At 64.7% G+C, this 14,745-nt stretch carries 9 protein-coding genes and 1 pseudogene; 1 reads left to right on the forward strand and 9 read right to left on the reverse strand.

The window, feature by feature from the left end; genetic code table 11:
* Complete coding sequence (gene fdhF / locus OEW28_RS11480) at positions 1–2,760, forward strand: formate dehydrogenase subunit alpha (protein ID WP_263734898.1); 2,760 nt, start codon at positions 1–3, stop codon at positions 2,758–2,760.
* A gap of 60 nt (positions 2,761–2,820) precedes the next feature.
* On the opposite strand, the gene OEW28_RS11485 is transcribed toward fdhF, so the two are convergent.
* From OEW28_RS11485 to OEW28_RS11525, 9 genes and pseudogenes are all read right to left on the reverse strand, one after another.
* Positions 2,821–3,210, reverse strand: a complete 390-nt coding sequence (locus OEW28_RS11485; RefSeq protein ID WP_263734899.1) for a hypothetical protein — start codon at positions 3,208–3,210, stop codon at positions 2,821–2,823.
* Positions 3,211–3,466: 256 nt separating this feature from the next.
* Complete coding sequence (locus OEW28_RS11490; RefSeq protein ID WP_263734900.1) at positions 3,467–4,012, reverse strand: DUF4256 domain-containing protein; 546 nt, start codon at positions 4,010–4,012, stop codon at positions 3,467–3,469.
* A 31-nt stretch (positions 4,013–4,043) separates the two neighbouring features.
* On the reverse strand, positions 4,044–6,032 hold the full coding sequence (rpoD, locus tag OEW28_RS11495) for an RNA polymerase sigma factor RpoD (RefSeq protein WP_263734901.1): 1,989 nt from the start codon (positions 6,030–6,032) through the stop codon (positions 4,044–4,046).
* Positions 6,033–6,127: 95 nt separating this feature from the next.
* Entirely contained in the window at positions 6,128–8,092 is a 1,965-nt protein-coding gene (gene dnaG / locus OEW28_RS11500; protein WP_263734902.1) for a DNA primase, read from the reverse strand.
* A gap of 38 nt (positions 8,093–8,130) precedes the next feature.
* The gene (locus tag OEW28_RS11505; RefSeq protein ID WP_263734903.1) at positions 8,131–8,670 is read right to left on the reverse strand and encodes a sarcosine oxidase subunit gamma; all 540 of its coding nucleotides are present in this window, start codon (positions 8,668–8,670) and stop codon (positions 8,131–8,133) included.
* The gene (locus OEW28_RS11510; RefSeq protein ID WP_263734904.1) at positions 8,663–11,599 is read right to left on the reverse strand and encodes a sarcosine oxidase subunit alpha family protein; all 2,937 of its coding nucleotides are present in this window, start codon (positions 11,597–11,599) and stop codon (positions 8,663–8,665) included. The genes OEW28_RS11505 and OEW28_RS11510 overlap by 8 nt, the downstream gene beginning before the upstream one ends.
* A gap of 95 nt (positions 11,600–11,694) precedes the next feature.
* Positions 11,695–11,946: pseudogene (locus OEW28_RS11515) on the reverse strand (sarcosine oxidase subunit delta); the annotation flags it as partial.
* An 11-nt stretch (positions 11,947–11,957) separates the two neighbouring features.
* Positions 11,958–13,208 carry a sarcosine oxidase subunit beta family protein gene (locus OEW28_RS11520; protein ID WP_263734905.1) on the reverse strand — a complete coding sequence of 417 codons (1,251 nt, stop codon included), beginning with the start codon at positions 13,206–13,208 and terminating at the stop codon, positions 11,958–11,960.
* Positions 13,209–13,359: 151 nt separating this feature from the next.
* Entirely contained in the window at positions 13,360–14,742 is a 1,383-nt protein-coding gene (locus OEW28_RS11525) for a Tad domain-containing protein (protein ID WP_263734906.1), read from the reverse strand.
* Between the last annotated feature and the right edge of the window lie 3 nt (positions 14,743–14,745).

The raw sequence follows: 14,745 nt of genomic DNA on the forward strand, positions 1-14,745 counted from the left end.
ATGACCGACATGATCAAGTTCACCCTCGACGGCCGCGAAGTCACCGCCGCCCCCGAAGAGACGATCTGGGAAGTGGCCAAGCGGGAAGGCACGACCATCCCGCACCTGTGTCACAAGGACCAGAACGGCTACCGCCCGGACGGCAACTGCCGCGCTTGCGTGGTCGAGGTGGAAGGCGAACGGGTGCTGGCCGCCTCGTGCTGCCGCAACCCCTCGAACGGCATGGTCGTCAAGACCGACACCGAGCGGGCAAAGAAATCGCGCGAGATGGTTATGGAACTGCTTCTGGCCGACCAGCCGGAGCAGGCCAAGGCGCATGACAAGTCCTCCCACCTTTGGGACATGGCCGTAGCCAACGGCGTGTCCGAAAGCCGCTTCCCCAAGCTGGAGCGCGAGCGGATCCCGCTTCTGGACGACAGCCACGTCGCCATGCGTGTCAATCTTGACGCCTGCATCCAGTGCGGGCTTTGCGTGCGCGCATGCCGCGAGGTGCAGGTCAACGACGTGATCGGCATGGCGGGCCGCGGCCACGACGCCTACCCGATCTTCGACATGGCCGATCCGATGGGGCAATCGACCTGCGTGGCCTGCGGCGAATGCGTGCAGGCCTGCCCGACCGGCGCGCTGATGCCCGCCACGGTCGTCGACGCCGAACAGCTGGGCGACAGCGCCGATTTCGATAGCGAAACCACTTCGGTCTGCCCGTTCTGCGGCGTCGGATGCCAGGTGTCGCTGAAGGTGAAGGACGGCAAGGTCAAGTATGTCGAGGGTATCAACGGCCCCGCGAACGAAGGCCGCCTTTGCGTCAAGGGCCGCTTCGGCTTCGACTACATCCACCACCCGCACCGCCTGACCAAGCCGCTGATCCGGCGTGAAGACGCCCCGGCAAAGGGCCTGAACGTCGATCCGGCGAATTGGCAGGCGCATTTCCGCGAAGCCAGCTGGGAAGAAGCATTGGACTTCGCCGCCGGCGGCCTCAAGCGCCTTGCGGACCAGAACGGCGGTCGCGCGGTGGCGGGCTTCGGGTCGGCCAAGTGTTCGAACGAAGAGGCCTATCTGTTCCAGAAGTTCATCCGCCAGGGCTTCGGTCACAACAACGTCGACCACTGCACCCGGCTTTGCCACGCCTCTTCGGTGGCGGCACTTCTTGAAAACGTCGGCTCGGGCGCCGTTTCCGCGACCTTCAACGAGATCGAGAACGCCGACGTCGCCATAGTTATCGGCTGCAACCCGATTGAAAACCACCCCGTCGCCGCGACCTACTTCAAGCAGTTCACCAAGCGCGGCGGCAAGCTGATCGTCATGGATCCGCGCGGCGTGGGTCTGCGCCGCTTCGCGACGCACATGCTGAAGTTCCGTCCCGGCGCCGACGTCTCGATGCTGAACGCGATCATGAACGTGATCGTCGAGGAAGAGCTTTACGACCGCCAGTATATCGAGGCCTATACCGAGAACTGGGAAGCCGAGAAGGCGCATCTGGCAAACTTTACGCCCGAGAAGATGGAGTCGATCTGCGGCATCCCGGCAGAGCAGCTGCGTCAGGTTGCCCGCGACTTCGCCACGGCAAAGGCCGGCATGATCTTCTGGGGCATGGGCGTGTCGCAGCACATCCACGGCACCGACAACTCCCGCTGCCTCATCTCGCTCGCGCTGATGTGCGGCCATGTCGGCCGTCCCGGCGCCGGCCTTCACCCGTTGCGCGGCCAGAACAACGTTCAGGGCGCCTCGGACGCGGGCCTGATCCCGATGTTCCTGCCGGATTACCAGACCGTCACCGACGACTCGATCCGCTCCAAGTTCACGGGCGTCTGGGGTTCGGACGACTTCTCGAACGAAAAGGGTCTGACCGTGACCGAGATCCTCGATGCCGTCCACCATGGCGACATCAAGGGCATGTACATCCTGGGCGAAAACCCGGCGATGTCGGACCCGGATCTGAACCACGCGCGCGAAGCGCTGGCGATGCTGGAACACCTTGTGGTGCAGGACATCTTCCTGACGGAAACTGCGAACTATGCCGACGTAATCCTGCCCGCCGCGGCGTTCTACGAAAAGAACGGCACGGTCACGAACACCAACCGTCAGGTCCAGATCGGACGCGCGGCGGTCACGCCTCCGGGTGAGGCGCGCGAGGATTGGGTTATCACCGTGGACCTGGCGAACCGGATCGGACTGGGCTGGACCTATACCCACCCGTCCGAGGTCTTCGCCGAGATGAAGAAGACGATGAAGTCGCTGGACAACATCACCTGGGAACGCCTGGAAAGGGAAGGCGCTGTGACCTATCCGTCACTTTCGCCGGAAGATCCCGGCCAGCCGATCGTCTTCGGAACCGGGTTCCCGCGTGCGGGCGGCCGCGCGAAGTTCACACCGGCCTCGGTCATTTCTCCGGCAGAGTTGCCCGATGCCGATTATCCTATGATCATGACCACCGGCCGTCAGCTTGAGCATTGGCATACCGGATCGATGACCCGTCGATCCAAGGTCTTGGACTCCGTCGAACCAGAGGCGAACTGCTCGCTCCATCCCGACACGCTGAAGCGTCTGGGCGTGGAACCGGGCGGCCGGGTCAAGCTTGCGACCCGGCGCGGCGAGATCGAGATCATGGCGCGCGCCGACCGCGCCATCGCCGAGGACATGGTGTTTGTCCCCTTCGCCTATGTCGAGGCGGCGGCCAACATCCTGACCAACCCACAGCTGGACCCTTACGGCAAGATCCCGGAGTTCAAGTTCGCCGCCGTGCGTGTCACGGCCGCTTGAGAGCAAAGGAAGGGCCGCCGGAAACGGCGGCCCTGTCCTTCATAGCCGGGCAGTACACGATCAGTCGGCGCCCCGATCCGATGAATTCCTGGGACGCCGGTTTTCGCACAAACCTTGGGCATGCCCGGCAGTGATGCCACCGCCGCGCGCGCCCAGAACGAAAAGCCCCGTCTTCGCCGCAGATTGGGACGGATCAAGGGTAAATCGCACGGGCTCACCCGCCTTCCGCTTCGGCGGCGAGGCGCGGTAAACGATCTGCGTCGGGTTCAGGCGCAGCGCACGGATCGCGTAATCACCCGCAGCGCACCAGAAGCTGTCGGGCCCCGCCAAACCGCGCCATGAAACCACGAAACCATCGCCATCCGGCTCGACGACAAGGCCGTTCTGGGCGGTGAAGGCATGGACCGGGGCGGCCAGGGTCAGGGCGAGAAGGAAAGCCAAGGGGCGCATTGGTAGGCCTTTCGGTTGGTCTGGTCCCAAGATAAGCCCGCGATGCGGACAATCCAAGCGGCGCCGTCGCGGGGCCGGCGAGAAATCCGAGTCCGAAAGCCGTGTGCGGGGCTTTGCGCCGCGTGTGAGCCGGGCCCCGGCCAGAGGTGCCGGACCGGGCTGCATGATCCGGGCCGCATGATCCGGGTATCGGTGGATGTGCGCGAACCGTACTGCGGTCGCGTCGCGGCCGGCCCGAACGCCTGGTCGCGGCCCTTCACACCACCAGCCGGGTACGAAACCCGCGTGATGCGTAATAGGAGTCCGCGCCGTTGTGATAGGTGAACACGGCGCCATAGCGCCGGTCGCAGAACAGTGCGCCGCCGCGATCCCGGATCGCGGACGGGGTCTGGATCCAACTCGATGTCTTGCGATCGAACTCCCCGAGATCCTGCAGGGCGCGATACTGCGACTCGGTCAGCAACTCGGCGCCCAGTGCCGCGGCCAGTTCGAGCGCGGCACCCCGGGGCTTGTTGGCCCTGCGCGCATCCAGCGCCTTGCGGTCGTAGCAGAGGCTGCGGCGCCCCGCGGGGCTTTCGGCGGCGCAGTCGACGAAGACCAGCGCCCCGTCCGATCCGGCGCGCCCGACGACATCCGGCTCGCCCCCGGTGCGTTCCATCTCTTCGAGAACGCGGCATTTGTCCGGGTTGCCGCGCAGCCGCGCCTCCACCTCGGGCCAGGCCAGTCCGGGGTGTCGCTGCTGGTTCATCGCGAAGCGATCCTTCAGCACCCGGATCATCTCCTCATCTGGCGATGTCGTCATGCGTTGACCCCCATGCGACCCCGATGGGCTTTCACTGATCCAGGAAGCTCCTCAGCTTGCGGCTGCGGCTCGGATGCTTCAGCTTCCTGAGCGCCTTTGCTTCGATCTGGCGGATGCGTTCGCGGGTGACGGAGAACTGCTGGCCCACCTCTTCGAGCGTGTGATCGGTGTTCATGCCGATGCCGAAACGCATCCGCAGAACCCGCTCCTCGCGCGGGGTCAGCGAGGCCAGGACCCGCGTCGTCGTTTCCTTCAGGTTTTCCTGGATGGCGCTGTCCAGCGGCAGGATCGCGTTCTTGTCCTCGATGAAGTCGCCAAGCTGGCTGTCCTCCTCGTCGCCGATGGGCGTTTCGAGGCTGATCGGCTCCTTCGCGATCTTCATCACCTTGCGGACTTTCTCCAGCGGCATCTGGAGCTTTTCGGCCAGTTCCTCGGGCGTCGGTTCGCGGCCGATCTCGTGCAGCATCTGGCGGCCGGTGCGGACCAGCTTGTTGATCGTCTCGATCATGTGGACCGGGATGCGGATCGTGCGGGCCTGGTCGGCAATCGAGCGGGTGATCGCCTGACGGATCCACCATGTTGCATAAGTGGAAAACTTGTAGCCGCGGCGGTATTCGAACTTGTCCACCGCCTTCATCAGGCCGATGTTCCCTTCCTGAATGAGATCAAGGAATTGCAGGCCGCGGTTCGTGTATTTCTTGGCGATGGAGATAACGAGGCGAAGGTTCGCTTCCACCATTTCCTTCTTTGCCTGACGGGCTTCCTTTTCACCCTTCTGGACCTGGCTGACGATGCGGCGGAACTCCTGGATGTCGACGCCGACATACTGGCCGACCTGCGCCATCTCTGCGCGCAGGTCTTCCACCTTGCCCTGGCTTCTTTCCAGCAGCGTCTGCCAGCCGCGACCCGACTTTTCCGCCATGCGGTCGACCCAGGTCGGGTCCAGCTCGTAGCCGCGGTATTCGTCGATGAATTCGCGCCGGTTGATGCGGGCGGCGTCCGCCAGCTTCACCATGTTCGAGTCGATCTGCATGATCTTGCGGTTGATGCCGTAGAGCTGGTCGATCAGCGCCTCGATGCGGTTGTTGTGCAGGTGCAGTTCGTTCACCAGCAGCACAATCTCGGAGCGCAGCTTCTGATAGGCGGCCTCGTCCGAAAGCGAGAAGGTGTCGTCCTCGTTCAACGTCGCGGACATGCGCTGGTCCTGCATGTCGGCCAGCTTGGCGTAGTCGCGCGCGATGATTTCCAGCGTTTCCAGCACGCGCGGCTTCAGCGTCGCTTCCATCGCGGCAAGCGACATGTTGGAGCCGTCGTCCTCGTCCTCGTCGTCATCGTTGCGCGCAATCGGGTTGCCGTCCGCGTCCAGCTCCGGTTCGTCCGCGTTCTGGCGCTTGGGCTGCTGGGACTCCGAGACGTCACCCATCACCGGCTCGTCGATATCGCCATCGCCGTCCAGATTCCGCCCGAAAGTCGCCTCGAGGTCGATCACGTCGCGAAGCAGGATGTCTTCGTTGAGCAGTTCGTCGCGCCAGATCGTGATTGCCTGGAAGGTCAGAGGGCTTTCGCAAAGCCCGGCGATCATCGTGTTGCGCCCGGCCTCGATCCGCTTCGCGATGGCGATCTCGCCCTCACGAGACAGCAGCTCGACCGAGCCCATTTCGCGCAGGTACATCCGCACCGGATCATCGGTCCGGTCCAGCGTTTCGCCGGCGGAGCTGGCGATAGCCACCTCACGAGAGCCCGAGGTTTCGACGACCGCACCGCCCTGGGACGGCTCGTCCTCGGCTTCCTCCTCCTCAATCACGTTGATGCCCATCTCGGAGAGCATCGACATCACATCCTCGATCTGTTCCGAGGACACCTGTTCCGGCGGCAGAACCTGGTTCAGCTGGTCATAGGTGATGTAGCCACGCTCGCGCGCGTCGGCGATCATCTTCTTGACCGCGGCCTGGCTCATGTCGAGCGTATGCTCGTTGTCATCGCCTTCCGGTTTCTGGTCGTCGGTGTCTTTGGCGGCCATAGGCGCTCCTTCGGTCATCGTCGGGCGAATCGCACAGGGCGAATCGACTAAGTGTTTCTATCGAATCGTGACGGCGAATCACAGGGCAGGCGGCATCAGTGCCGCTTCTTCTCCCAAACCGCGCGATCTATCAGGTTCTGCAGCTGCGCCGACAGCGCGGCGCGGTCCTCTCCCATGTCGCTGTCGTCGTCAAGTTTTGAGCGTTCGGCCTTGTGACGGGCAGCCGCGGCCTGGCTGAGACGCCAGGTAAGGCCCTCATCCACGAGCCCGGTCAGATCCTCCATCGCCTCTTCGACTTCGGCTGCGGCACCCCGTCGCGCCTCTAGCTTCGCCAACTCTTCTGCCAGACACATCGTGGCCAGATCGCTGTCCTCGAAATTGCGAACCGGGGGGGCGATGCGGACGTGGGCAAGCGACATGAGCTTTTCAAGGTCATCGCCCGCCTGAGCCGCGATTTTGTTCCGAAACGCGCCCGGGTCAACCGCGATCGCGGGATCGTGCGAGGCCAGAAGCAGCGCATGGCGCAACCGGTCATGGCCCGGATCGCGCATCGCGACCGTCTCCAGCTGGCTTTCGAAGCGCGTAACGCAGGCGGGATGCGTCAGGCAAATGGCAAGTATCATGGCCTCGCGCAGGTGTTCCTCGACCTCCGCGCCGCCGGGCGTCGCCAGAAGCGAGGTCCGGGTGACCGGCAACGGCGCGTCGGGCACGAACGGCCGCCCCTTTCCCGGCGCCATCCGCGCTGCCCGCGTTCCCGGCTGCGGTGCGCGGCGATTGGTGCCGAACAGCTCCCACCTCAGCCGCTTGATCTCCTCGCCGTAATGGCTGCGGATCGAGGGGTCAGCGATCTTGCGCAGGGTTTCGCGCAGGGTCTTGTCCAGCGCCGCCTTGCGTTCGGGACTGTCGAATATCTTGCCTTCGGTCTCTCTCTGCCAAAGCAGGTTGACCATCGGCTGCGCCGCTTCCAGCAGGTTGCGCATCGCCTGTGCGCCCCGCGCGCGGATCAGGTCGTCGGGGTCCATGCCCTCGGGCAGGATGACGAAACGCAGACCATAGCCCGCCTCGAGCATGGGCAGGGCAAGGTCGATCAGGCGCATGGCCGCGCGGATGCCGGCCGCGTCCCCGTCAAGCATCACCAGGGGTTCATGGTGGATGCGCCACAGAAGCCTCAGCTGGTCTTCGGTTACGGCGGTGCCCAGCGGGGCGACGGCCGCGTGAAGCCCCGCCGTCACCAAGGCGATCACGTCCATGTAGCCTTCGGCGACGATCAGGGGCTCACCCTTGCCGGCGGCCTCGCGCGCGGGACCGTGGTTGTAAAGGCTGCGGCCCTTGTCGAACAGCTCGGTTTCGGGGGAGTTCAGGTATTTCGCGCTGTCGGCCGGGTCCATCGCCCGCCCGCCGAAGGCGATACAGCGGCCGCGCGCATCGCGGATCGGGAACATGATCCGGTTGCGAAACGTGTCGTAGGGCGCCTTGCCCCCGGCGACGGGCTTGGCAAGTCCGGCGGCAAGGATCAATTCGTCCTCGATGCCCTTGGCCTTCAGGTGATCCCAAAGCCCGCGCCAACCCTCGGGGGCAAACCCGATCTCGAACCGGTCACGGTCTGCCTCGGACAGCTTGCGCTTGGCCAGGTAGTCGCGCGCGCCCGCGCCCGTGCCGGTGCGTAGCTGCATGCGGTAGTGCTGGACGGCCGCTTCCATGACCTCGGCCAGCTGGCTGCGTCGGTCGGCCCTTTCGGCGGCCTGCGGATCGCGCGCGGGCATCTGCATGCCCGCCTCGCGTGCGAGGACCTCGATCGCCTCCATGAAGCCCATGTTCTCGGCCTCTCGCAGGAAGCTGACGGCATCGCCCTTGGCGTGGCAGCCAAAGCAATAGTAGTAGCCCTTGCGGTCGTCGACATGGAAGCTGGCGGTCTTTTCCTGGTGGAACGGACAGGGCGCCCAAAGGTCGCCCTTGGCCTGGTTGGACTTGCGGTTGTCCCACGTCACCTTTCGCCCCACGACGCGCGACAGCGACGTGCGGTTCCTCAGTTCATCAAGAAATCCGGGGGGCAGACTCATCCCGCGAATATCGGCCCTTGCGGGCCGATCGGCAAGGGTCAGACCGCAGCCCGGGCTGCGAGCGCCTTCATGGCGTGATGAAGCTCATGCACTGCCGTCGCCGCCATGGACCGGAAGACCATGATGTCGAAGATCCCCGGCGCGGGAGAGATCAGGATCATCATCATGTGCCCAAGTTGCGATCGCGCGGCCTGTCCGGGCGCGAAGGCGCGCAGATCCAGCGGGACAAGACGGGCCAGAACGTCCGCTGCCCCCGGCCCCTCAAGCCGAATCCTTGCCCATCCGTCGGTTTGGTCGGTCAGCGCGGCAAGCCCCGCAAGCGTGTCAGGGTCGGCACCGATCAGGAAGGCCTGATCACGCCCCGTCCATGTGATCGACGCCCGATCCTTCGCGATCACGCGGTTGGGCTCGGGCCAGGCAAGCCCAAGCTTCTTGAGGGCGGCGGCCAGTTTGGTCTTCTGGCCGCGGAGCGGTGCGACCGATGTCACGCGGTCCCCCACCAGTTCCCTCAGCGTCAGGGCGCCGCAGGTGACGGGCAAAAGCGCCTCGCACGGGGTCTTTTCGATCAGCCTAGCCACGGGCGCGCCCTCCCTCGGGGTCGAAGAACACGGGGTTTACCACCTCGCACAGGATATCGTTGCCGCGCACATGGTCGACCAGGCGCACGGTTTCGCCATGGCGGGCGCGACCGTTCCTGAGGAACGCGAGCCCAAGGTGGGTCTTGAGCGTGGGCGACCAGCAAACCGAGGTCACGTAGCCCTGGTCATTCGCGGAGACCGGCTTGGCGTCCTTGTCGAAAAGGTGCGCGCCCGCGCCGAAACCCTTGGTCGGCTGAACCGGGCGCAGGCCGACAAGCTGCTCGCGCTCCGGCCCGGAAAGACCCGGCCGCTGGCTTGCCGCCTTGCCGATGCAGTCCTTCTTCTTCGACACCATGCCCTGCAGGCCGATGTCGAATGCGGTGGTCCGGCCGTGGATCTCGGCATGGGTTATGAAGCCCTTTTCGATCCGCAGGACGTTGAGCGCCTCCATCCCGTAGGCGCCACCGCCCATGCTTTCGGCCCGCGCGACCAGATCGCGGAACAGCCCCTCGCCAAAGCGGGAAGGCACCGCGATCTCGTACCCAGCCTCGCCCGAGAACGAGATGCGGAAAAGCCGGGCTGGAACGCCCCGGATCTCGATTTCGCCACAGCCCATGAAGGGGAAATCGGCATCTTCAAGCGGCGCCAGCAGCATCGAGTTCAGCAATTCGCGCGACCTGGGCCCTGCAACCGCGAACTGCGCCCACTGCTCGGTGACCGAGATCATGTGCACGTCCCAGTCCGGGCAATGCGCCTGGTGGACGAACTCCAGATGGCGCATCACGAGCCCCGCCGCGGCGGTCGTCGTCGTCATCAGATAGTGGTTCTCGCCCAGCCGCGCGGTTGTGCCGTCGTCCAGAACAAGTCCGTCCTCGCGCAGCATCAGCCCGTAACGGACGCGACCGACGGGAAGGGTCGAGAAGGTGTTGGTGTAGACGAAGTCAAGGAAACGCGCCGCGTCCTTGCCTTGTATGTCGATCTTGCCAAGGGTCGAAACATCGCAGACGCCCGCCGCCTCGCGCACCGCCATGACCTCTCGGTCGCAGGACTCGCGCCATGTCTTTTCACCCGGGCGCGGGAAGTAGGACGGCCGGTACCACAGCCCCGCCTCGAGCATGGGCGCGCCACGTTCAACACTTGCCTTGTGCGAGGTCGTGAACCGTTGCGGCGCGAAACCCGCGCCCTGCCCGCCCGCGCCCATCGCGGCAATGGACACGGGAACGAAGGGCGGGCGGAAGGTTGTCGTTCCGGTTTCGGGAATTCCGCGGCCCGTCGCGTCGGCCAGGACGGCAAGCGCGGAGATGTTGGAATTCTTTCCCTGATCCGGCGCCATGCCCTGGGTGGTGTACCGCTTCATATGCTCGACCGAGCGGTAGTTTTCCTGTGCGGCCAGCCGCACGTCCTTGGTCGTGACGTCGTTGGCGAAATCAAGCCACGCGCGGCCCTTGCCTTCGGTCACCTCCCAGAAGGCCGTGATCCGCGTGCCACCGTTTTCGGCGTTCGGCAGATCGATCGACTTCGCCTCGATCCCGAGGTCGGACAGCGCGGCCTCGGCCGCCCGGCGGCCATCGGCCAGGGCGCCCGCGGTGGTCATGACGCCCGCCGCCGCGCCGCAGGCGGTCAGCCCCGGCACCATGCCGGGCTTCGGAACGAAGGCGGCAATCGTGTCGTCCCACGCGGGGCGGCCGTTCATGTGGCAGGTCAGATGCAGCGCCGGGTTCCAACCACCCGAGACGGCCAGGCAGTCAGCCTCTATCCGTTCCTCGCCCGATGCCGTGGTCACGGTGATCTCGCGCAGGCCCAGTCGACCGCGCGTGCCAGTCACCTGACCGCCCGAAATCACGCGATAGCCTGCGGGCTGGGGCGCGTCTTCGCGCACGTCGATCAGCGCCGCGACCTCAACCCCCGCGGCGACAAGGTCACGCGCGGTGCGATGGGCATCGTCGTTGTTTGCGAAGATCGCGACACGCCGCCCAGACGCCACACCCCAGCGGTTCAGATAGGCGCGCACCGCACCGGCGGTCATCACGCCGGGACGGTCGTTCATCGGAAACGCTATCTGGCGCTCGTGCGCGCCGGCGGCAAGGATCGTGCGCCGTGCCACGATCCGCCAGAAACACTCGCGCGGCAGTTCGGCGGGCGCGTTCGCCAGGTGCAGGCCCACACGTTCCAGCGCACCATAGGTACCGTCGTCGTAGGCACCGGTCACGGTCGTGCGGGTCATGAGACGAACGTTGGGCATGGCTTCAAGCTCTGCCAGAACCTCGTCTGCCCACAGATGCGCAGGCTTGCCGTCTATCTCTTCGGATTCTGCCAGCAGGCGGCCACCCATGCGGGCGTCTTCTTCGGCCAGGATCACATCGGCCCCCGAACGCGCCGCCGTCAGCGCCGCCATGAGGCCCGCAGGCCCGGACCCGACGACCAGCACATCACAGAATGCGAAGGCCTTTTCATAGCTCTCGTCGTTGTGCTTGCCCGACAGCGCGCCAAGGCCCGCGGCGCGGCGGATCAGAGGTTCGTAGACGCGTTCCCAGAAGGCCCGCGGCCACATGAATGTCTTGTAGTAGAAGCCGGCGCTGAAGAAGGGCGCCATCAGGTCATTGACCTGCATCATGTCGAACGCCAGCGACGGCCAGCGGTTCTGGCTTTTCGCCTCAAGCCCCGGAAAAACTTCCTGCATCGTCGCGCGCACGTTCGGAACCATACGGGCGCCCTGCCCCACGGTGACCAGCGCGTTGGGATCCTCGGAGCCCGCCGTCATCACGCCGCGCGGGCGGTGATACTTGAAGGACCGCCCGATCAGCCGGTTCCCCCCAGCCAGAAGCGCGGATGCCAAAGTGTCGCCCGCGAAGCCGACGTGGTCCCGTCCGTCGAAGCGGAACCCGACACTTGCGCCGCGATCGATAAGGCCCTTGCCCGCGATCCTCATTCTTCTGTCCCTTTCGGCTCGGGTTTGGTCGCTTGCGGCTTGATTTCCCTCAGATCGCCCTCTTGGTAGACGAACTTGTCGCGCCGGCTGTTGCGTTCGCTGACAAGCCGCGTGCCAAGGATCGCGTGGGTGACGGTGTTGCGCGTCACTTCGATCCAAGATGAGCAGCCCATCTCGTGATACCACAGGTCGCGTGTTTCGCCGGCCGGGTTGTCACGAAGGTGCAGATAGTCATTCCAGGCTTCGGGCACGGCGCCCGCATCCGGGCGATCGGCATAGACCGCATCGCCGTAGTAGTAGAATTCACGCCGGTCGCGGGTGCCGCACAGGGGGCAGGTAATGCGCATGTCGTTCTACCTCAGTGCAGGTTGTGCTGGCTGCCCGTGCCTTCCTCGTCGAGGAGGTGGCCGGTCACGAAGCGGTCAAGGCGGAAACGGCGGGCGACCTCATGCGACTCTCCGGTTGCCATGAGATGCGCCATGCACCAACCCGAGGCGGGCACGGCCTTGAAGCCGCCGTAGTTCCAGCCGCAGTCGATGAAGAGCCCGTCGATATGGGTCCGGTCGATGATCGGGGATCCGTCGGGCGTCATGTCCATGATGCCGCCCCAGGACCGCAGCACCTTGGCCTTGCCGATCATCGGCATCAGCGTCATGCCGGCCTCCATCACATGCTCGACCATCGGCAGGTTCCCCCGCGCGGCGTAGGAGGCGTAGAAGTCCAGGTCGCCACCAAAGACAAGACCGCCCTTGTCGGACTGGCTGATGTAAAAGTGTCCCATGCCGAAGCTGACGACATGGTCGATCACCGGCTTTAGCCCTTCGGTCACGAAGGCCTGCAGGATGTGGCTTTCGACCGGCAGGCGCATGCCCGCCATGGCCGCGACCTGACCCGAGCGCCCCGCGACGATGATCCCCACCTTCTTTGCCCGGATCGCACCGCGCGTGGTCTGAACCCCGGTCACCCGGCCGTCTTGAATGTCGATGCCCGTGACCTCGCAGTTCTGGATCAGGTCCACGCCGCGCCGGTCGGCGCCGCGCGCGTAACCCCAGGCGACCGCGTCGTGGCGCGCCGAGCCGCCGCGGCGGTGCAGAAGACCGCCGTAGATCGGAAAGCGCGTCTGCTCGAAATCCAGATAGGGCAGAAGCCGGCGCACGCCCTCGCGGTCAAGCAGTTCCGCGTCGTCGCCCTGGTTGATCATGGCGTTGCCACGCCGGGCGAAGGCATCACGCTGACCGTCGCTGTGGAACAGGTTGATCAGGCCCCGCTGCGAATGCATCACGTTGTAGTTCAGCTCGGATTCGAGCCCTTCCCACAGCTTCAGGGAGTGGGAATAGAACTCCTGGTTGCCGGGAAGGAAATAGTTGGCGCGCACGATCGTGGTGTTGCGCCCGACGTTGCCGCCGCCAAGGTAGCCCTTTTCCAGCACCGCGATGTTGGTCAGGCCGTGGTTCTTGGCCAGGTAGTAGGCCGTGGACAGACCGTGCCCGCCGCCCCCGATGATGATGATGTCGTATTCGGGCTTCGGATCGGGATCGCGCCAGGCCGGTTTCCAGCCCTTGTTGCCGCCAAGCCCCTCGGCAATGACCTTGAACCCCGAATATCGCATTCCCGCCTCCGCTTCGGCCGCCTCTGCAGCCTAGGCAGCAATGCTATCTTCTGCCAATCGCTTTCCAATAGCTTTGCGACAAAAGATGTCGGTATCAATCCAGGCAGGAAAAAAGCGCGCCGCGGCCTGGGTGGCGGCGGCGCGCGTCAGTTCAGTTCACCATGCGGAAATAGGATGCGTCGTAGTTGTTGCCCATCCCCGCACCGCCGCAATAGCCGAAGGTGCCGTTCGACGTCGCGCTGATTTCGCCACCCGCGACCAGCGAGATACCCTCGACCCCGTTGGTCTGCGCGGTCAGGTTGATATTGGCGAGCGAGATCAACTGGCTTCCAAAGAAGTTCACCTGGCTCGTCATCGAGATCGTTCCGCTGCTGATGATCTGAACGTCGCCGCCATCGTTGCAGCCATCATTCTTGCCAAGGGTCACATTCTGGGAATCGCTGACCGCGTTGTTCTTGTCGGCGTTGGTCGTCAGGATCACCGCGTCTTCAAGGATCGTTCCATTGGCAAGCTTGACCTGGCAGTTGGTGACCAGCGCCATCTCCTTGAACCAACTGCCGTCGATCGTGATCGTGTTGTTGCCACCGGCGCAGGTGTATTCGTGCACGTATCCGGTCTTGAACTGGTCGGACAGCTGCGGCTTGTCCTTGCCCTTGCCCTTCGGGTCCGTGACCGTGATCACCGTGCTGCTGGTGATGTAGGACCGGTAGTAGGGCGAATCCGGGTTCATGATCCCGAACCTTGCGTCCTGGGGGTTCAGAAGACCCTGCTTGATCTGATTGACCCGATCCAGGACGCGGATGGCGTAGGATCCGTCGCGCAGTGCCTGCTGAAGGCCGATGTTGGTATCGAAGCCTGAATTCGGCTTCACCAGGTCGTTCTTGTCCGGCATCGATACGACCGATCCGGTTTCGAACACGCTGTTCGAGTTCACCTCGACATGGGTTTGCGAGTGAACGCAGAAGCCGGGAAGATAGCGGTTGTTGCTTTGCGTGTCGACGCGGCCCTCTGCCATGAAACCTTCGCGGGCGCAGTTCGGAACATAGGTTTGGAAAACCGATCCGGCGGCGATGTCGAAGTCATCATGACCGGCCAGGCGCAGGAACCAGGTACCCAGGCTGTTGTTGCGCGACGCGTAGCGGCGGGTCGAGACAAAGACCGCCGCCTTCGAGGTCGCATCCGGCGTGAATGTGCGGGTGCTGGCGTCCCATGAGCCAAACACGATGTCGTCGGCTGTCAGCACGTTGCCGTAGCGCGACGTCGGCATCATGTTGGTCGCCACCTCGATCGCCTTGGCCTTCGCGGCATCAGCCGAGTTCCACTCGCGCGACCAAAGGGCCGCGTGGGCGGCGGAATCGGCAGTCGCCTGCAATTGCGTCCTGGTCTGGAACGCGTTCCCCACGTCGACCGCGAAGCCGCCGATGATCAGGCTGCACAGCAGCATCTGCAGGCTCAGAACGGAAATGGCGCCACCCGTTCCGGCGGCGAAGCGATGCAGGATTTGAGATGCCCTTCGGGCCGCTCTGCACTTCATTTG

The sequence above is a fragment of the Albidovulum marisflavi genome, assembly GCF_025751435.1.
Lineage (GTDB): Bacteria > Pseudomonadota > Alphaproteobacteria > Rhodobacterales > Rhodobacteraceae > Albidovulum > Albidovulum marisflavi.

Excerpts from the sequence above, each read along its gene's own strand:
- fdhF (WP_263734898.1), top strand. The coding sequence starts at position 1 with ATGACCGACATGATCAAGTTCACCCTCGACGGCCGCGAAGTCACCGCC.
- OEW28_RS11485 (WP_263734899.1), bottom strand. The coding sequence starts at position 3,210 with ATGCGCCCCTTGGCTTTCCTTCTCGCCCTGACCCTGGCCGCCCCGGTC.
- OEW28_RS11490 (WP_263734900.1), bottom strand. The coding sequence starts at position 4,012 with ATGACGACATCGCCAGATGAGGAGATGATCCGGGTGCTGAAGGATCGC.
- rpoD (WP_263734901.1), bottom strand. The coding sequence starts at position 6,032 with ATGGCCGCCAAAGACACCGACGACCAGAAACCGGAAGGCGATGACAAC.
- dnaG (WP_263734902.1), bottom strand. The coding sequence starts at position 8,092 with ATGAGTCTGCCCCCCGGATTTCTTGATGAACTGAGGAACCGCACGTCG.
- OEW28_RS11510 (WP_263734904.1), bottom strand. The coding sequence starts at position 11,599 with ATGAGGATCGCGGGCAAGGGCCTTATCGATCGCGGCGCAAGTGTCGGG.
- OEW28_RS11520 (WP_263734905.1), bottom strand. The coding sequence starts at position 13,208 with ATGCGATATTCGGGGTTCAAGGTCATTGCCGAGGGGCTTGGCGGCAAC.
- OEW28_RS11525 (WP_263734906.1), bottom strand. The coding sequence starts at position 14,742 with ATGAAGTGCAGAGCGGCCCGAAGGGCATCTCAAATCCTGCATCGCTTC.